14 protein-coding genes and 1 tRNA gene are annotated in these 18,507 nt (G+C 44.2%); all 15 read right to left on the bottom strand.

Annotated features, from left to right (window positions below; translation table 11 throughout):
- Positions 1 to 10 precede the first annotated feature (10 nt).
- A complete protein-coding gene (rpsO, locus tag ACN0V2_RS00740) occupies positions 11 to 280 on the bottom strand; it encodes a 30S ribosomal protein S15 (protein ID WP_304916249.1) in 270 nt (89 codons plus the stop codon).
- 131 nt (positions 281 to 411) lie between these two features.
- Positions 412 to 1,341, bottom strand: coding sequence for a tRNA pseudouridine(55) synthase TruB (truB, locus tag ACN0V2_RS00735; protein WP_417548875.1), 930 nt, complete (start codon positions 1,339 to 1,341; stop codon positions 412 to 414).
- Between the two features lie 9 nt (positions 1,342 to 1,350).
- Positions 1,351 to 1,752, bottom strand: coding sequence for a 30S ribosome-binding factor RbfA (gene rbfA / locus ACN0V2_RS00730; protein ID WP_417548874.1), 402 nt, complete (start codon positions 1,750 to 1,752; stop codon positions 1,351 to 1,353).
- Positions 1,752 to 4,553: a translation initiation factor IF-2 gene (infB, locus tag ACN0V2_RS00725; protein WP_417548873.1), complete on the bottom strand. Its 2,802-nt coding sequence runs from the start codon at positions 4,551 to 4,553 to the stop codon at positions 1,752 to 1,754. Before infB ends, rbfA begins: the two co-directional genes overlap by 1 nt.
- Positions 4,554 to 4,556: 3 nt before the next feature.
- Positions 4,557 to 6,071 carry a transcription termination factor NusA gene (nusA, locus tag ACN0V2_RS00720; protein WP_417548872.1) on the bottom strand — a complete coding sequence of 505 codons (1,515 nt, stop codon included), beginning with the start codon at positions 6,069 to 6,071 and terminating at the stop codon, positions 4,557 to 4,559.
- Between the two features lie 75 nt (positions 6,072 to 6,146).
- On the bottom strand, positions 6,147 to 6,593 hold the full coding sequence (rimP, locus tag ACN0V2_RS00715) for a ribosome maturation factor RimP (RefSeq protein WP_417548871.1): 447 nt from the start codon (positions 6,591 to 6,593) through the stop codon (positions 6,147 to 6,149).
- A gap of 92 nt (positions 6,594 to 6,685) precedes the next feature.
- Positions 6,686 to 6,762 (bottom strand) — tRNA-Met (locus ACN0V2_RS00710).
- A gap of 54 nt (positions 6,763 to 6,816) precedes the next feature.
- Positions 6,817 to 8,220: a nitrogen regulation protein NR(I) gene (gene ntrC / locus ACN0V2_RS00705; protein ID WP_417548870.1), complete on the bottom strand. Its 1,404-nt coding sequence runs from the start codon at positions 8,218 to 8,220 to the stop codon at positions 6,817 to 6,819.
- Positions 8,210 to 9,283, bottom strand: coding sequence for a nitrogen regulation protein NR(II) (glnL, locus tag ACN0V2_RS00700; protein ID WP_417548869.1), 1,074 nt, complete (start codon positions 9,281 to 9,283; stop codon positions 8,210 to 8,212). The genes ntrC and glnL overlap by 11 nt, the downstream gene beginning before the upstream one ends.
- 192 nt (positions 9,284 to 9,475) lie before the next feature.
- Positions 9,476 to 10,201 carry a DUF4124 domain-containing protein gene (locus ACN0V2_RS00695; protein WP_417548868.1) on the bottom strand — a complete coding sequence of 242 codons (726 nt, stop codon included), beginning with the start codon at positions 10,199 to 10,201 and terminating at the stop codon, positions 9,476 to 9,478.
- Positions 10,202 to 10,295: 94 nt separating this feature from the next.
- Positions 10,296 to 11,705 carry a glutamate--ammonia ligase gene (glnA, locus tag ACN0V2_RS00690; protein ID WP_417548867.1) on the bottom strand — a complete coding sequence of 470 codons (1,410 nt, stop codon included), beginning with the start codon at positions 11,703 to 11,705 and terminating at the stop codon, positions 10,296 to 10,298.
- A gap of 173 nt (positions 11,706 to 11,878) precedes the next feature.
- Positions 11,879 to 12,106 (bottom strand): sulfurtransferase TusA family protein, encoded by a 228-nt coding sequence (locus ACN0V2_RS00685; protein WP_417548866.1) that lies wholly within the window; start codon positions 12,104 to 12,106, stop codon positions 11,879 to 11,881.
- Positions 12,103 to 13,155: a tRNA (5-methylaminomethyl-2-thiouridylate)-methyltransferase gene (locus ACN0V2_RS00680; protein ID WP_417548865.1), complete on the bottom strand. Its 1,053-nt coding sequence runs from the start codon at positions 13,153 to 13,155 to the stop codon at positions 12,103 to 12,105. Before ACN0V2_RS00680 ends, ACN0V2_RS00685 begins: the two co-directional genes overlap by 4 nt.
- Positions 13,155 to 14,597, bottom strand: coding sequence for a metalloprotease TldD (gene tldD, locus ACN0V2_RS00675; RefSeq protein ID WP_417548864.1), 1,443 nt, complete (start codon positions 14,595 to 14,597; stop codon positions 13,155 to 13,157). Before tldD ends, ACN0V2_RS00680 begins: the two co-directional genes overlap by 1 nt.
- 98 nt (positions 14,598 to 14,695) lie before the next feature.
- Complete coding sequence (locus ACN0V2_RS00670; RefSeq protein ID WP_417548863.1) at positions 14,696 to 18,505, bottom strand: YhdP family protein; 3,810 nt, start codon at positions 18,503 to 18,505, stop codon at positions 14,696 to 14,698.
- Between the last annotated feature and the right edge of the window lie 2 nt (positions 18,506 to 18,507).

The following is an 18,507-nucleotide window of genomic DNA, read 5'->3' as shown; positions in this document are numbered from 1 at the left end:
CGTTGGGTAATTAGCGACGCAGACCTAAGTCAGCGATCAAATCACGGTAACGGGTAATGTCGGTTTTTTTCAGGTAGTCGAGCATTTTACGACGACCACTGACCATTTTTAACAGACCTTGACGTGAGTGATGGTCATGAGTGTTATTTTTGAAATGGTCTGAAAGATTTGTAATACGAGCAGTTAACAAGGCAACTTGAACCTCAGCTGAACCGGTATCACCTTCTGTGCGAGCGTATTTTTTAATAATTTCTTGTTTTTGTTCTGCAGTAATTGACATAAAAACTCCAACTTTTTGTGTAGCTTTTAGCTACGAGTTAAATTCTGAAATAATCCAGCCAGTCAAACCAGATTACCCAACCTTTTAAGAGTGGCGAATTTTACCGGTTTTATCCGTTATTCACAAGTGAGTTAGACCGAGTTATCACAGACAAATAAGCGTTTGGCAGAGACCGTGCCATCCGAAGCCAATTCGCCCAAACCAATAAATTGATCGTCGGCATTAAATAAACGTACTTTTGCGCTTTGTCCAAATGTTTCGATTTTCACGGCGCGGCCATAACTCATATCATTAGACATCTGCGTATCCAATTTTATTTCTGGCCAATTAGGTAAGGCTTCATGGGCAGGAAGTAATTGTGTGTCCAGTCCTGTTAGTCCTTGTAGTTCGGCAAGACTGTGTAACGCATCTAGAGTCATGGCTTGGGTCAAATCATATCCAGCGGCATCCGTGCGTCTTAGCATCGTGACATGTCCACAACTGCCTAATGCAGCTGCAATATCCTGAACCAAGGTGCGTATATAAGTGCCTTTGCTACAGGCTACCTGCAGCGTAAAACTTTCGGCATCACTCGCCAGAAGCTCAATACTGTAGATGGTAATAAGACGAAATTTACGCTCGATTTCAATCCCTTGACGTGCCAGCTTATAAAGCGGCTGTCCCTGATGTTTTAATGCTGAAAACATCGGTGGGATCTGTTGTTGCTCACCGACAAAGTCCTGCAAAATGCTTTGTAGCTGTTCAACGGAATAGTCAGGGATTTTTTGTTCGGCGATAATGGCACCATCACTGTCGCCACTATCGGTAAGAATACCTAGCTGACAACGTACTTGATACTGTTTATCAGCATCGAGCAAATAAGTGGAGAGTTTGGTAGCTTCACCAAGGCAGACAGGCAATACGCCGGTAGCCAATGGATCAAGACTGCCTGTGTGGCCTGCTTTGTTGGCATTAAACAAACGTTTAACGCGTTGCAATACGTTATTCGAGCTGAGACCGGTTGGTTTATCGACAATCACGATACCGGTAATATCGCGACCTTTTTTACTGCGTTTTGCCATTGAAGAAACTCAATCTTTATCAGTTTCTGGGTCAGACTCTGGCTCGTCTTTAAGATCAGCATTGGCTTTGGAAATTAATTCATCCATATAAAAGCCATGTTCTAATGTAGTGTCGTAACGGAATTGCAATTCTGGCATGATGCGTAATTTCACGCGTTTAGCCAACGCACGACGTAAGAAACCCGCTGCATTATTCAAGCCAGCCAGACATTCTTTGGCCGCTTCTTCTGAATCAAACCCACTCAGGCGTGTGACATAAATACGTGCGTATTTCAGATCCGATGTCACATCAACATGTGACACCGTCACCATACTGACACGCGGATCAGCCAGATCATGCTGAATCAGCAAGGCTAATTCACGCATCATGACCTCACTGATCCGATTGGTACGACTAAATTCTCTTGCCATTAAAGACTCGGTTTCATCAATACACGTTCAAATACTTCAATTTGATCGCCCGGTTTAACATCTTTGTAGTTTTTCACACCAATACCACATTCGGTACCAGCATTGACTTCGTTGACGTCATCTTTAAAGCGACGCAATGATTCCAGTTCACCTTCGTAGATAACTACGTTATCACGCAAAACACGAATTGGATTGTTACGTTTCACGCTGCCTTCAAGTACCAAGCAACCTGCGATATCACCAAATTTTGGTGAGCTAAATACATCATCAACCCGTGCAAGACCAATAATTTCATCTTTATAGACGGGTTCAAGCATACCGGTCATGGCTTTAGTCACGACATCCAGCAGATCATAAATGATGCTGAAATACTGAACATCAAGACCTTTCTCAGCAATCACTTTACGTGCTGTGTTATCAGCACGAACATTAAAGCCAATCAAAATCGCATCAGAAGCCGCAGCAAGTTGCGCGTCAGTTTCATTAATACCACCAACACCTGACCCCACTACACGAACCTGAACCATATCGGTCGACAACTTCTGCAGACCCTGGCTGACAGCTTCAACTGAACCATGAACGTCACCTTTAATGACCACATTCAGGGTTTTCAGATCGCCGGCTTCCATTTTGTTGAACATATCATCCAACTTGGCCGCCTGCTGCTGCGCCATTTTCATTTCACGAGCCTTGGTCTGACGGAAGCTAGCAATTTCTCTTGCTGTGCGATCATCAGGAGCAACTTGTAATTCATCACCCGAAGCTGGCGTACCCGATAGACCTAATAATTCAACGGGTGTTGAAGGACCGGCTTCATCCATTGGCTGGCCATTTTCATTGAACAAGGCACGAACCCGCCCAAATTCCTGACCGACAACAACGATGTCACCTTTTCTCAGCGTGCCACGTTGAACCAGTACCGTAACGACCGTACCCCGACCTTTATCAAGACGTGATTCAACCACAGTACCGTGAGCAGGACCTTTAACCGGTGCGGTCAACTCCATTACCTCAGCTTGCAGTGAAATAGCTTCGAGTAAATCTTCAACGCCCAAGCCTGTTAAAGCTGAAACGGGCACAAACTGTACGTCGCCACCCCAGTCTTCAGGTACAACTTCATGATTAGTTAATTCCTGCTTAACTCTGTCAGGAGTCGCATCAGGTTTATCCATTTTGTTAACAGCAACGATCAATGTTGAACCAGCAGCTTTGGCATGTTGTACAGCCTCAATTGTCTGTGGCATAACACCATCATCTGCTGCGACAACCAATACCACGATATCGGTAACCTTGGCACCACGTGAACGCATTTCGGTAAATGCCGCATGGCCTGGAGTATCCAGGAAGGTAACTTCACCACGACTGGTTTCAACTTTATATGCACCGATATGTTGTGTGATACCACCAGCTTCACCTGATGTCACTTTGGTGCGACGGATGTAATCGAGCAGTGACGTTTTACCATGATCGACATGACCCATAACTGTGACTACAGGTGCACGAGGAACTGCTTCACCAGTCACTTCGATAGAAGTCTCTAAGGCTTGTTCAACTTCATTTTCTTGAACAGCTTTAGCCACATGGCCCATCTCTTCAACCAAAATAACGGCAGTATCTTGATCCAAAACCTGATTGATAGTGGCCATTGTGCCCATACCCATCAGTGCTTTGATGACTTCTGCTGCTTTTACTGACATGCGCTGTGCTAAATCAGATACAGAAATAGTGTCAGGAACACTCACTTCGCGGACGACTGGAGCCGTTGGTCGCGAAAAACCATGTTCCGTTGACGTTTCAACAGCAGTTGTCTTCTGTGAGACGCCTTTTTTCTTCTTACGACGACCTTTACCATCACTGACATGCAGTTCTTTACGTTCAAACTTATCATCAGGTTGGAAACGACCGCGACGTGCCGGCTTGTCTTTACTGGCTACATGTTTTGCATCGGCTTCTTTCCGATCTGGTTTTTGTTCTTTTGCTTGTGCTTCGGTAGCTGCTAAACGAGCTTCTTCTTTAGCTTTCTCTAAAGCCTCTTCCTCTTCACGCGCTTTTTTGCGAGCTTCCAGTGCTTTTTCAGCATCGATTCTCGCTAAGTTTGCCGCACGTCGTTTGGCATCAGCTTCTTCAAGCTTTTTATGTGCTAACTGTGAAGCGGTCAACTCGGGTTTGGCTGGAGCTTTTTTAACCGGATCTGATTGTTTTTGTTGTTTAACTTTGGCTTCTTCAGCCAAGGCTTTTTGTTCTTCTTCTGCAGCTATACGAGCTTCTTCAACAGCTAATCTTTCTGCTTCAATTGCAGCAGCTACAGCAGCAGCTTCTTTTTCAGACTCTTCTTGCTCGCGACTGCTTTGTTCTTGTTGTTTACGAGCAATTTCCTGCAATCGGAGTTGTTCTTGACGAGAGACTTCTTCAGCATTTACTTGAGCTTGTGTCGGTACTGCAACTGCAGCTGGTTCTTCAGCAGAAGCGACCGTTTCCACATCAGTGCGTTTAACAAAAGTCCGTTTTTTCCGAACTTCAACACTGACACTTTTGCCTGCTTGGCGAGAAGTGCCACCACCTAATTTAATTTCACTGACTGATTTACGTTTAAGTGTAATTTTTTTGGGTGAAGCATCGCTTTCATTGGCCAATTTGCCATGTCTTTGTTGTAAAAACTGTAACAAGCTTTGCTTTTGATCTTCAGTAATCAGATCGTCTGGCTTTGAGACTTTAATGCCGGCCTCATTAAGCTGGTCCACTAAGCGCTCAGGTGTGATGCCGACGGTGTCGGCCAGGTCCTTAACCTTCATGTCACTCATTGGTTACTCCCCTGTTTCTGTTTGTTCGTCTGCAAACCATGACTCACGTGCTTTCATGATGAATGCAGCGGCTTGTTTTTCATCAATGCCGCCCGCTTCGACCAATTCATCCACGGACTGATCTGCAAGATCATCAATGGTGATAATACCCTGACTATTTAACTTCGCAGCCAACTCGGCGGTCATACCAGGTAAATCTTGTAATGTTTCTGCAGGAGAAGCATTTTCAATTTGTTCTTCACTAGCAATAGCACGCGTCAGCAAGACATCTCTGGCACGTGAACGTAACTCGTTCACAATGTCAGCATCAAACTCTTCGATATCAAGCATTTCCTGTTCGGGTACGTAGGCAACTTCTTCCAGAGAAGAGAATCCTTCTTGTGCCAAGATCAGCGCTACGTCTTCGTCAACATCCAAATCAGCCATAAAGGTCTTGATCAATGAACTGATTTCAGTTTCAGCTTTTTGATCAGCATCAGAAGCTGACATAACGTTCAGTTCCCATCCTGTTAATTGGCTTGCAAGACGGACATTTTGGCCACCGCGGCCAATTGCTTGTGATAACTGGCCGTCTTCAACGGCGATATCCATGCTGTGAGCATCTTCATCAACAACAATAGATAATACTTCGGCCGGGGCCATGGCATTAATGGCAAAACGTGCAGGCTCTTCATCCCAAAGGATAATGTCGACCCGCTCACCCGCCAATTCATTTGTAACAGCCTGGACACGTGAACCACGCATACCAACACAAGCACCAACGGGATCAATTCGTGGTTCGTGCGCTAAAACAGCGATTTTTGCACGTAAACCAGGATCACGAGCGGCGCCTTTAATTTCAATCATGCCATCACCGATTTCCGGTACTTCCAGACTGAATAATTCAATCAGTAATTCAGGTGCAACACGACTAACAATAAGCTGTGGGCCACGAGTTTCTGAACGAATTTCTTTTAAATAACCTCGAACACGATCACCACTACGGAAATTCTCACGCGGAATCATTTCTTCACGAGGCAATAAAGCTTCTGCATTACCGCCAAGGTCCAACGTTACATTACCGCGTTCCACACGTTTAACCGTGCCATGAATCATTTGGCCTACTTTTTCACGATACATGTCAACGACTTGGGCGCGTTCTGCTTCACGTACTTTTTGTACAATAACTTGTTTCGCAGTTTGTGCAGCGATACGACCAAACTCCACCGATTCCATCGGCTCACGGATATAGTCACCTACCTTGGCATCATCCTGTTTGCTCACAGCATCTGATAGTGTGATATGGGTTTCTGGAGATTCAAAGGCGTCATCATTATCGTCAACAATCAACCATTGACGGAATGTTTCATAGTTGCCAGTCTGGCGATCAATCGCTACATGGGCATCTATTTCCATTTCATAGCGTTTACGGGTAGCCATTGCTAACGCCGCTTCAATTGCCTGAAATATAACTTCTTTTCCCACGCCTTTTTCATTAGACATGGCATCAACAACCAGCAAAATTTCTTTATTATTCATCACGCCCCCAGTGGATCGATGCAAGCGATTGATCCAAAACTAAGTTTTTTCATTAACAGCAAATAATACGCTTTTTCAGGCAACCAGTCGTGCTTTAGACAACCGTGCCAATGGTAAGGCGTAAATCTCACCATCTACTTCAATTAATACTTCACCATTTTCAAAACCCTGCAAAACACCGGTAAAATTCCGTCGACCTTCCACCGGTAATTTAGTGGTGATTTTTGCTGGCGAGCCAGTAAAACGGATGAAGTCACGTTCCTTAAATAAAGGACGATCAAATCCAGGGGAGGAAATTTCCAGTGAATAAGCTTTTTTGATGGGGTCTTCAACATCGAGAATGCCGCTGACCTGATGACTGACACGTTCACAGTCTTCTATGCCAATGCCTTGATCTGCATCAATATAGATTCTGAGAAGTGGATTTTGTCCACCCTGAATGTATTCCACACCAACGAGCTGGTAACCCAGCGACTCAATTGGTGCTTCAATTAGTTTTTCAATTTGATCAGATACGGCCATAGGCTAACAAATAAAAAAAAAGGGCCATTGGCCCAATTTTAACTCCACAAAAACAAAAACCCCAATTAGGGGTCCTGTCTTAACATTATTATTGGTAGCGGGGGCTGGATTTGAACCAACGACCTTCGGGTTATGAGCCCGACGAGCTACCAGGCTGCTCCACCCCGCACCTGACTAAGTGGCACACTATACACAGATAGCCACTTACTCGCAAGCCTGTTTATTAATTCTCTTTCAGTTTCCGGGTTAACGTATTTCTACCCCAACCCAATAATTTTGCGGCTTCCTGACGTTTGCCTGCGGTTTTCTCTAAAGCAACCTCCATCAGCAAATGTTCAATCATCGGAACAACATCTGCCAGCACGCCTTCTTGACCACTTAATGCTTTGTTTGCTGCCCATTGTCGGAACAGCTGTTGCCAGTCTCCACCATTGCGAGTTGACTCAACTCCGGCATCTGCCGTGAGTTCCATTGGCAGGTCATCCATTTGTACAACCTGCCCCGGTGACATCACAGTTAACCAACGGGATGTATTCTCTAACTGTCTCACATTACCCGGCCATGGCAACTGCGATAAATACCGCTCTACTTCAGGAGAAACATTTTTCACCCCCATATTAAGTTCCCTGGCCGCTTTATTAAGAAAGTAAGCAACCAACGCTGGAATATCTTCACGTCTCTCGCGTAAGGACGGGATATGGATACGGATGACATTCAAGCGATGAAATAAATCTTCACGAAAATCGCCACGCTCAACCTGCTGTTCTAGATTCTGGTGGGTTGCAGCAATAATTCTCACATCGGCTTTTACAGCACTATGCCCACCGACCCGGAAAAACTCCCCATCGGAAAGTACCCTCAAGAGTCGAGTCTGTAACTCCAATGGCATATCACCAATTTCATCTAGAAATAAAGTGCCGCCATCAGCTTGCTCAAAACGGCCTTTACGCTGCACATGAGCACCGGTAAATGCACCTTTTTCGTGACCAAACAGTTCAGATTCCAACAGTTCTCTGGGGATAGCGGCCATATTCAAAGCGATAAACGGATTCTGTCTGCGAGGACTGTGTTTGTGCAAAGCGTGTGCAACTAACTCCTTACCAGTACCCGATTCACCATTGATTAAAACAGTGATATTGGAGCGTGCTAAACGCCCTATTGCCCGAAATACTTCCTGCATGGCAGGAGCTTCACCAATAATTTCACTGCCAATATTTATTTCATTAGCAGGGTTGGTATGTTGTTGACGATGATGGGTAATTGCTCGTTGAACTAAATCAACAGCTTCATCGACATCAAATGGTTTTGGCAAATATTCAAAAGCCCCACCTTCATAGACGGAAACAGCACTGTCTAAATCTGAATATGCCGTCATAATGATGACTGGCAAATCTGGTTGGTTACGTTGAATCTCTGCAAGTAGTTGCAGACCATCAAGCCCTGGCATTCGAATATCACTAACCAGCACATCCGGTGGATTATCAGTGCCTCGTTTTAACTGCTCCAACACCAGATCTCCACTCTCAAAGGCTTTGACAGTGATATCTACGGCTTCCAATGCCTTTTGTAATACCCATCGAATTGATCGGTCATCATCAACAATCCATGCTATCGCTTTAGCGCTCACGGTTTAACTCCAAGGGGAAAATAATTGAAAATATGGTTTGTCCAGCATGACTGGTGCAACTGACAGTGCCCGCATTTCGTTGAACTAGGTTTTGTACCAAATACAGGCCTAATCCTGTGCCATCAGCGCGCCCAGTCACTAAGGGATAAAATAAACTGTCCTGCAATTGTTTGGGTATACCCGGACCGTTGTCCTCGACCTCAATCAAAACACCTAATTTATAAAAGCGTTTTTCGATAGTCAGATTACGTTGAATTCGAGTTCTTAGACGTATAACCCCTGCGCCATGCATAGCTTGAACAGCATTACGCACAATATTCAAAATAATCTGAATCATTTGATCAAAGTCAGCATGAAGATCAGGAATACTTGGATCATAATCAGCGATAAATTTAAGCCGCTCATCCACTTCAATATCAACTAACTGACGAACACGTTGCAGCACCTCATGAATATTCAGATATTGTTTTTCTGATTGCTGATAAGGCCCCAGCATTCGTGTCATCAAATTTTGCAATCGATCGGCTTCGTTAATGATGATTCGGGTATATTCCTTTAAATCATCTGAATCCAATTGTCTTTCCAATAATTGGGCTGCACCTCTTAAACCACCCAGTGGATTTTTAATTTCATGGGCCAAGCCACGAACAACCTGCTGCTGAGTATGCAAGTTTTCATCACGGTTGACGCGTTGCTGATAATCCAGCTGCGCTATCTCAACTAATAAGTGTGGCTCTGCTACATCAAGCATTTTAATTGAGCAATCAACTATGATTTCACCCGCGGCAGGAAGAAACAGCTGAATTTCACGCTCAATTAATGCTTGTCCGTTACTGATAACACGGCGTAACGAGTCCAATAAGTGGGTTTCGCCTGGCAACAATGTTTGAAAAGGAATATGTTCAGCCTGACGTTGACTGATTTCAAACATCACTTCGGTTGATGTGTTGATATAACAAACTCGAAAGTTAGTGTCGAGAACGAGTATCGCCGTCGTTAGACTCTCCAGCACATCATCACTGGATAATTGTTTAATATTGATGAGTTTGTCATTAAGGTTCATGGCATGCCATTTGCAAAAAACGCTCCATTTGTAAGCATATTAGATAACATAAAATTTAACGTGATGATTCCAATAGAAATAATTTAATTTTGCTTATATACAAATCAAGAATAGGTATTATTTTAGGTATTTTGGAAGTCTAATTAAGTCATTCTACGCTTCATCTTGGTGCACAAGGTCACTCAAGAACTATTAGTTGGAATTCGGGCCGCTAGGGGTTGGGGTTGGGCTATGACCTGGTATTGTTGGATGACCCGGGGTTGATGGTAGGCTGGGTGCTGATGGATAGCCGGGCGTTGACGGAAGGCTTGGTATTGAAGGATTGGCTGGAATTGTTGGTGCTCCTGTCCCTGGAGTATTATTTTGTTCACGGCCTGGTTGCAATAAACTGCTTCGTTGCAAATGAAAAGTTGTGGTTGTACTTTGGGCAAGGAGTTCGCCTGAAGCATTTAAAACGACTGCAGAAAGTTGATGAGTACCTCTCTCCAGATTTTCCAGTATGAAACTCAATTGAGGCATCGGCACGCCAACAGGTAAACTATCGAGATAGAGTTGAATCTTATCTCCTCGTTCAGATACCAATGCAGGAATAACCTGCAGATTCACCACGACATCGCCATTATTGACTCGAATACCAGCATCATCTTCCGGAGAAACTATCGTCAACTGATAATTCGGTGCGGGTTCCATTTGGTCAGTTTCGGATTGCTCCGTTGCTGCTTGGGTATCGTCGGGAATGTCATTGCTTTCAGGGATTGTTACAGGGGAGTAAATCATTGAATGGCGCAGTTCAATCTTTTCAGCATTTTCAGTTGGTTGATCTGAATAGGCTTCATTGCCATTTTCATCAATCCATCGATAGATGTCACCGGCAACGGCTGTTCCCAAACCAATCAACATAAAAAGAATAAATTTCATGAAGATGAATATAGGTTAGGCCTCAGCATTGTGCAACTAGCAAACATAAAAACGCCTCCACAAGGGAGGCGTTTTGTGACTGTAATCAAAAAAATTACAGGCTGTAGTACAAATCAAACTCAGCAGGATGCGTTTCCATACGCAGACGAGTCACTTCTTCCATTTTCAGTTTGATATAACCATCGATCATATCGTCGGTAAATACACCACCTTCAGTTAAGAAAGCACGGTCTTTATCCAGCTCAGCCAATGCTTGATCCAGCGCATGACAAACTTTTGGAATCGCTGCATCTTCTTCTGGTGGTAAATCGTATAAATCTTTATCCATTGCATCACCAGGATGGATCTTGTTTTTAATACCATCCAGACCGGCCATCATCATTGCGCTGAACGCTAAATATGGGTTGGCTGATGGATCAGGGAAACGTACTTCGATGCGACGGCCTTTTGGATTACTGACAAAAGGAATACGGATAGAGGCACTACGATTACGTGCTGAATAAGCCAACATTACAGGCGCTTCAAAACCTGGAACCAGACGTTTGTAGCTATTGGTGCCCGGGTTAGTGAAGGCATTCAATGCTTTAGCGTGTTTAATAATACCGCCGATATAAAACAAAGCTGTTTCAGACAGGCCGCCGTATTTATTACCAGAGAACAGGTTTTCACCATCTTTCGCCAACGATTGGTGAACATGCATACCACTACCGTTATCACCTACCAGTGGTTTAGGCATAAATGTCGCTGTTTTGCCGTAAGCATGTGCAACGTTTTGTACAACATATTTCAGGATTTGTACCTCGTCGGCTTTTTTAACTAATGTATTGAATTTAGTACCGATTTCGCACTGTCCAGCTGTGGCAACTTCATGATGGTGAACTTCAGTAACCAGACCCATTTCTTCCATGGTCAAACACATGGCAGAACGAATATCTTGCAGTGAATCAACCGGCGGTACTGGGAAATAACCACCTTTTACACTTGGACGGTGACCTTTGTTACCGTCTGGGAAGACTTTTTCAGTATTCCATGAAGATTCATTTGAATCGATTTTGTAGAACGAGCCAGAGATGTCGCTGCCCCAGCGAACATCATCCAGGATAAAGAATTCTGGTTCAGGGCCAAAAAAAGCTGTATCAGCCAAACCGGTAGAAGCTAAGTAAGCTTCTGCACGTTTTGCAACGCTACGTGGGTCACGCTCATAACCTTGCATGGTAGCTGGTTCAACGATGTCACAGCGAACGATCAATGTTGTATCGTCCATAAATGGATCCAAAACAGCAGTCGAAGCGTCTGGCATCAGGATCATGTCTGATTCATTGATACCTTTCCAACCTGCAACAGATGAACCATCAAACATCACACCTTCTGAGAAAGTATCTTCATCGATAGAATGGGCAGGGTAAGAAACGTGCTGCTCTTTACCACGCGTGTCGGTGAAACGGAAATCAAGGAATTTAACGTCCTCGTCCTTAATTATCTGAAGCACATTTTCGACTGACATTTATAATCTCCAATTAAAAAAACTGCACACCTTGGTGCAAAAAAACTCACTCGCAATTACAGCACAAACCTTGCCAACTCACTGACGCTATAAAATCAACCATTTGAGTGCAGGCGCCCACCCTAAATGTAACAAATTGGTGCGAAATACTTTATCAACGCACCATTATAGTGCTACGCACCAACGCGGACCGTAATGATGATTTCATCATCAACTTCAGTTGTTTCGACAATCTGATGTCCATGGATTCTGGCCCAAGCAGGAATATCACTTAACGCTCCAGGATCAGTACAAATTATTTTGAGCCTATCTCCAGAAGATAATTCAGCTACTTTATTCTGCGTTTTGATTACTGGCAAGGGACATAATAGTCTTCTTGCGTCTAATTCAATTTGTTTCACACATACCACTCCTGTGGAACTTGTTCAGCAGTGATTGGCCGGGCCTGGATCTGTCTTGGTGGTTTATCGGGGACAGTAATTTCAACCTCAACTTCATCTGCATCTCTACCCTGGCCAAATCGCGCAATAATAGACGCTGCAAGTGAAAAGTCCTGTTGTTCAATTTCGCCATCTATAATTGCCATGGGACCGTTATGACTGGTTGAATAAAGGCTGATAAATTGTTTGCGATAACCTTCCAGAAATTTGCTCTCTCCGGCATCCCTAGCAATAATCATTTTAAAATCGGCTTTGGGCCTAATATGCCGGCCGACTTTTAATAACATAATGTCATCCAGTTCATATTCACGGCTATTTCGGGCTTTCCATAAATCAACTAATTTGCTGGAATAACTTTCATCCGTCAGGAAACAACAACCACCTGCTGGTGTAGCAAAATCATCAAAACCAAACTGTTTAGCCAGAGCAATTTGCGGTTTGCGATTACGGCCATGAAAACCATAAAGCTTATCGCGATCAACCCAGCCTTCTCGCTCAGGTTTGGTCGGTTGCAGATTTGTTGCACACAAAGGGCGTAACAGCAGATCGTCTGCTCCAGACTCTGCTGCCACAATTGGCATGGTCCGCTTTAGTTGCGATTTGGGACGCTGGCCAATCACCTCTCCGGTGATAATAAAATCAAAACCGCGCATGTGGTTCTGTTTTACCCATTCAACCGCTTTTTTGACCATAAAGATTTTACAGTCAAGACAGGGATTCATATTCGCGCCATACCCATGCTTTGGGTTAAGCAGAACGTCTTTATATTCTTCGATTACATCAACGATATGTAATTTGATACCGAGCTGTTCAGCGACCCATAAGGCATTATTTCGTTTTTGTTTGTCTTTATGCTGATTGCGAATCGCGTGGGTATGTCCCTCCACACAAAATCCAGTAAAAAAATTGATGCCTTCAACTTCAATGCCTTGCTCCTGCATCACCCGCACCGCCAGCATCGAATCCAAACCGCCAGAGATCAATGCAACAGCTTTATGTGTTGAACTCATTAAGCTGTACCTCCAACCGTCAACGCATCAATTTTCAACGTGGGCTGACCAACACCAACCGGTACACTTTGTCCCTCTTTACCACAATTACCAATGCCCGAATCCAGTTCAAGATCGTCTGCAACCATGCTGATGCGGTTCATGACTTCAGGCCCATTGCCAATCAGAGTTGCACCTTTAACTGGGCGAGTCACTTTGCCATTTTCAATTAAATAGGCTTCGCTACTGGAGAATACAAATTTGCCGGAAGTAATATCAACCTGACCACCACCAAAATTGACGGCATAAATACCTTTTTCAACACTGGCAATAATTTCATCAGCCTTGTGTTGCCCTGCCAGCATGTAGGTGTTGGTCATACGAGGCATCGGCAGATGTGCATAAGATTCACGTCGACCATTGCCAGTACTGCGCATCCCCATTAAGCGAGCATTTAATTTATCCTGCATATAGCCGGTCAGGCGACCATTTTCAATCAATGTTGTAAATTCAGTTGGCGTGCCCTCATCATCGATAGTAAGTGAACCACGTCTATCTGATAAAGTGCCATCATCCACCACGGTACATAACGGTGATGCCACTTGCTCGCCGATTTTGCCAGAAAAGGCAGATGTAGCACGACGATTGAAGTCACCTTCCAAACCATGGCCTACGGCTTCATGCAATAACACTCCAGGCCAGCCTGAAGCTAATACTACTGGCATCGTTCCTGCGGGTGCATCAACGGCTTCAAGATTAACCAATGCCTGCCGGACAGCCTCTTTGGCAAATCCCACAGCGAGATCATTATCAATAAAGTATTGATAGTCCAAGCGACGGCCGCCACCAGCACTGCCACGTTCACGACGACCTTTTGATTCAACAATTACACTAACATTCATGCGGATTAACGGGCGGATATCTGCAGCATACGTGCCATCACTTGCCGCGATTAAAATATGTTCCAGACTTCCCGCCAGACTAACTGTAACTTGAGTAACTCGGGGATCAGCCGCTCGTGCGTAAGCATCAGCCTCACGTAAAAGGTTTAATTTTGCTTGCGTATCCATACCCAATATAGGATCAAGGTCGGAGTAGAACGGTGATGCGTGCACCATTTTTCGTGCATCAATCTGTTTTTGTTGTCCATGTTTTACCACGGCACTAGCCGCCTGGGTGGCTTCCAACAGCGATTTCATACTCAGATCATCAGAGTAAGCAAAACCGGTTTTCTCACCACTACATGCCCGAACGCCAACACCTTGTTCAAGATGATAGCCACCATCCTTAATAATGCCATCATCCATCAACCAATTTTCTGCACGAGAACGCTGAAAATACAAATCAGCAAAATCAACACCAGGACGCATGGCACTGGATAATGCCCGCTCAATATCCTGTGATTGCAATTCAGCAGGCATCAGGATCTGTTGTTCCAATTGTTCAAATATAGGGTTTGTCATTGTATGCAGACTACACGAAAAATTAACAATCTTAGCAGATCCAAGGGGCTATTGAATTTTCATAGCGGGTAAAGTGGGTGATAATCACACCATAATTCTTAGGGTGTTTCGGGCCGATTCAGCGAGAGGTCCGGCTCATCCCATGTACCGGTGAGTCTATAACGATAACTGATCATATCGACTAAATCCCTATCAAAAAGACGACCGGCAATTCGATCTACCAAATAAATTGCCGTCCCCACTCCTAATCCAACAGGACCACCAGCAACTGCGCCTGCAAGCGGTAAAGTTGATGATACATTGGGGGTCACTACAACTGTTTGGTGATACGTCCTATCAACGATATTTATTGGGCCGGATACATCAATATTGGCGCTTTCACCGCGCATTTTTAAGTTATCTGTGACAGCAAGGCCATTGGCAAAATCAAAATCGCCACTGATTTGTCTGAATGCAAAACCTTTTCCAAAAAAATCACTAAAATCAAGCGCTAAACGTCGGGGAATCGCTGCAAAGCTCATCAAACCAAATATACGTCCGGCAGCACCAGGCTCAACATCAACCAATTGGCCATTATCTACTTGCAGATTCAGATTGCCTTCCATCGCAGCCAACGAAAGGTTCAACGGTTCATCTGGCCAGCTAAACTGGCCGGAGACATTCACTTGATTCGAGTGAATAGCAGGCTGATAACCTAAGTCCGTAAATAAGCCTTCCAAATCGCTACTGGTCAACTTCAAATTTAATTGGCTGTTATCGTTAAGCTCTGTTTTTTGCCATACCCCGTCTAAATCAGCTTTAAGAACTGCAGATTGCAGGCTGGCATTTTCCAATACCCAACGATTACCTTGCTGAAGAGCTCGAGCTTGTACTCTTCCCAACTGCATGCCATCTACTGTCAAACTATCAATATTCAATTGAAAACTTGGCCATAAATCAGAGTTGAATTTTTTTCGACCTGCAGACTCATTCGATCCTGCTGGTAATTGTAGATCTACAAAATCAAAATGTAAGGTGGGTAATAAAGCAGAATCTATTGGCCAACGAACATCACCTCGCATTTGCCGTGATTGTATTTCCAATTGCCAGATTTGATTTCTTTGAAAGGCTTTTGACTGAACATCATTAAGCACCCATTGATTAAACCTCAGGTTATCTACTGCCAATTCAATTTCGACGACCGGTAAGTTATCTGTGTTTTGATTAACGGATAAGTCTGCAAGCCATTTTTGTTGCCACTGCGTCCAATCTGATATAGATAATTCGCTAAGCTGACCTCGCAACCGGATACCTGTTGGTGGAAGCTCAGGATTCGGTAAACCAATTGTTATTTCACCTCGTGTAGGTTCCTTTACCAACCAGACTGCTTGCAAAGTGTCGTCATAATTCAAGTGAAGAGTAGGTTGCTGTTGGGCATCTTCATCCAACACCACACTGATAGGTCGAATCTCAGTGGCCTCTTTCCCTAATGGCTCAGGAGCATCAATCGTTAAACCTGACAATTCCGAAGTCACACGAATATCTGTTTCAAAATCGCCCATCGATTTTTCGCGAATTTCAATATCCGCTTGATAACCGGTTATACCCTCAACAAAGCCTGGAAGTTCACCCTGCCATAAATTAGCTAACTGTTGGCTTTCTACCTCACCTTTAGCTGTCACTAAGATAGATTCTGATTGTGGCACAACATCAATGGTCGTGGGTCTGGCAAAAACACTGGCTGAAATAGCTTTAGCGTTAACTCCATCATTATTAAAGAAAAGTTTTCCTTGCACATCCTCAATCGGCATGCCTGGTAATGTTGTCAAACTTAATTGACTGCTTTCAAAAGTGACATGTCCATCAACCTCTGTCGCATTGGGATTAAGCAATGGAATTTTCAACTTCAATGCAATACTGCTATTGCCCTGGGCGGTTACCCAATCGGTCACTTCGCCATAACGCGGACTCAGTGGACTCACCTTTAAAAAATTAAGTGCATCATGGGTCGTTCCGGCTAACAATCCGGCTAGATCGAGTACAGGTTTACCTTTATAAATATTATTAATAACAGCATTTACATCGATAAAATTGAAACCAGCAATTTTCCCAGTGCGGGGCAGAATCTCTAGTTGATTGCCAGTACTACGAACTTGTCCATCAATCTCTTCAAGTACAGGCCACCCCTTGCCATAATTCAGGCCGACATCGGTGACATTTAAAGTCGCTTCAAATTTATTTTCTGAATCGTCAGCGCTAAATGGAAATTGGGATAAATCCCCTTTTAACGTAACGTTACCTGTTTGTATTTGCCCATGAGTGTATGCATTTTCTGCCCATGCCAGATAGTCCGGATCCACAATAGATCTAGGTACATAACTCAGCCATTTATTCACAGCCACATCCAGCATTTGGATATCAATATCAGCGAGTGTGATGTCTGCCTGCTGTTCAATGCCGACCGTTCCCTGCAGCCTCAAATCATTGTTCCAAATATCGAGTTCAGTCATTTTAAACTGCTGGTTTTCCTGATGCTCCTTCCAAACAAGCTTCGCTTCGGCGACATCAAAATAAATCGCTTCGGGTAGCCACGTCGGTGCAAATAACGTTAAATTTCGGCTATTAATCATCACCTGGGCTGAGCCAGGTTGCCACTCTAACTGCAGGCTGAGTCCAGTTACGCCTGGCATCTCCTCCACCGGCAAACTGGCAAATTCATCCACCACCATCTTTGCTGACTGAATTTCATTGTCACTATCTAGCGATAGCCGCAATTCGCGGATATCACCGGCAGGTTGATACTGTGTTAACAATGCCGGAGCTTTATCACTTAATAATGCTAAAGATGTGACATCGCTAAGCCGCATAAAACTGCTTTCTGCCACCAAACCGTCAAGTTCTGAAAATTGCAGATTTAAGGTCGACTGTGGCCAACTGTCCCCAGCAATGGTTAACTGAATGGGATCGGCAATTAATTGCCAAGTGGATGCTTCTCCTTCCCAGGTAAATTGTCCTGACATGTTTTCAATGTTTACGGCTTCAACTTCTGGTTTATTTAAATTTGCCAAACTGACATCGGTGAGTTGGATCTGACCGCGCCATTGTTTTTTCAGCATTGAACCAGTGTCTAAGCGGAGGTCTGCTCGCCCACTTGTCAATGACACATCGTGTAGTTGTTGATCTTGAAAAATGGCGGCTAATTGCAGTTGACTCGCATCAAGCTGATTAATCTGCCAATTTGTAACACCTGCAGAAGTCAAACCTGCTTCTATAATAAAGCTAAGCTGCTGCCCCAAATGGTGTGGCAACTGAATATCGCCTATTAGTTTGGATTTTTTAGCTTGTATTAATGCCAGTTCATTAAGCGTGTAAAGACCACTGAGTTGAGGTTGTAATTCGTCCTCAAATTGGATGTTTGCTGACAACAATTCAATATCGCGCCAAGACTGGAGTTGTTCAGCCCAGTCAATTTGGGATTCATCATATGCCTGTTCCGCTGTTTTACCTTTTAAACCTATTAAGCTGAAATCCCCATCAGCCGAACGAAGAATACCCAACTGCAGACCTGAAACACGTGCCGAGTCAACCACCAACGCCCTTTGTTGCAGACTGGCAATTAAATCCACACCAATATAAAGTTCTTCTGCAGTAAACAGCTCACCAATAGCTGGCTCTGCCTGCATTACCGAAATATCGGTCACCATTAATTTTGGGAACAGATCAAACCAGTACAGTCCTGCCTCACCAATCTGAATCGGATAACCGGTTTTTTCACTGGCCCAAGCCGCAATTTCATCTTTACGCTCGGCGATAGCACTGGAAAACCAGTAGGCCAGTCCAACACCAACCAGCATGATCACGGTAATCAGAACCACGATATTAGTAAATTGTCTGCCTACAATGTGCAGGCTGCGGTGGAATAGCGCCATAG

Origin of the sequence: Methylophaga sp. (genome assembly GCF_048266885.1) — a bacterium.
Classification (GTDB): Bacteria; Pseudomonadota; Gammaproteobacteria; order Nitrosococcales; family Methylophagaceae; genus Methylophaga.
The sequence above is the reverse complement of the archived record's forward strand: the minus strand, read 5'-3'. Positions and strand labels throughout refer to the sequence as shown.

What these genes read in the sequence shown, in the direction of transcription:
- ACN0V2_RS00670 (WP_417548863.1), bottom strand. Translation starts at nt 18,505, where the DNA reads ATGGCGCTATTCCACCGCAGCCTGCACATTGTAGGCAGACAATTTACT.
- infB (WP_417548873.1), bottom strand. Translation starts at nt 4,553, where the DNA reads ATGAGTGACATGAAGGTTAAGGACCTGGCCGACACCGTCGGCATCACA.
- glnA (WP_417548867.1), bottom strand. Translation starts at nt 11,705, where the DNA reads ATGTCAGTCGAAAATGTGCTTCAGATAATTAAGGACGAGGACGTTAAA.
- truB (WP_417548875.1), bottom strand. Translation starts at nt 1,341, where the DNA reads ATGGCAAAACGCAGTAAAAAAGGTCGCGATATTACCGGTATCGTGATT.
- tldD (WP_417548864.1), bottom strand. Translation starts at nt 14,597, where the DNA reads ATGACAAACCCTATATTTGAACAATTGGAACAACAGATCCTGATGCCT.
- ACN0V2_RS00680 (WP_417548865.1), bottom strand. Translation starts at nt 13,155, where the DNA reads ATGAGTTCAACACATAAAGCTGTTGCATTGATCTCTGGCGGTTTGGAT.
- nusA (WP_417548872.1), bottom strand. Translation starts at nt 6,071, where the DNA reads ATGAATAATAAAGAAATTTTGCTGGTTGTTGATGCCATGTCTAATGAA.
- rimP (WP_417548871.1), bottom strand. Translation starts at nt 6,593, where the DNA reads ATGGCCGTATCTGATCAAATTGAAAAACTAATTGAAGCACCAATTGAG.
- rpsO (WP_304916249.1), bottom strand. Translation starts at nt 280, where the DNA reads ATGTCAATTACTGCAGAACAAAAACAAGAAATTATTAAAAAATACGCT.
- ACN0V2_RS00695 (WP_417548868.1), bottom strand. Translation starts at nt 10,201, where the DNA reads ATGAAATTTATTCTTTTTATGTTGATTGGTTTGGGAACAGCCGTTGCC.
- rbfA (WP_417548874.1), bottom strand. Translation starts at nt 1,752, where the DNA reads ATGGCAAGAGAATTTAGTCGTACCAATCGGATCAGTGAGGTCATGATG.
- glnL (WP_417548869.1), bottom strand. Translation starts at nt 9,283, where the DNA reads ATGAACCTTAATGACAAACTCATCAATATTAAACAATTATCCAGTGAT.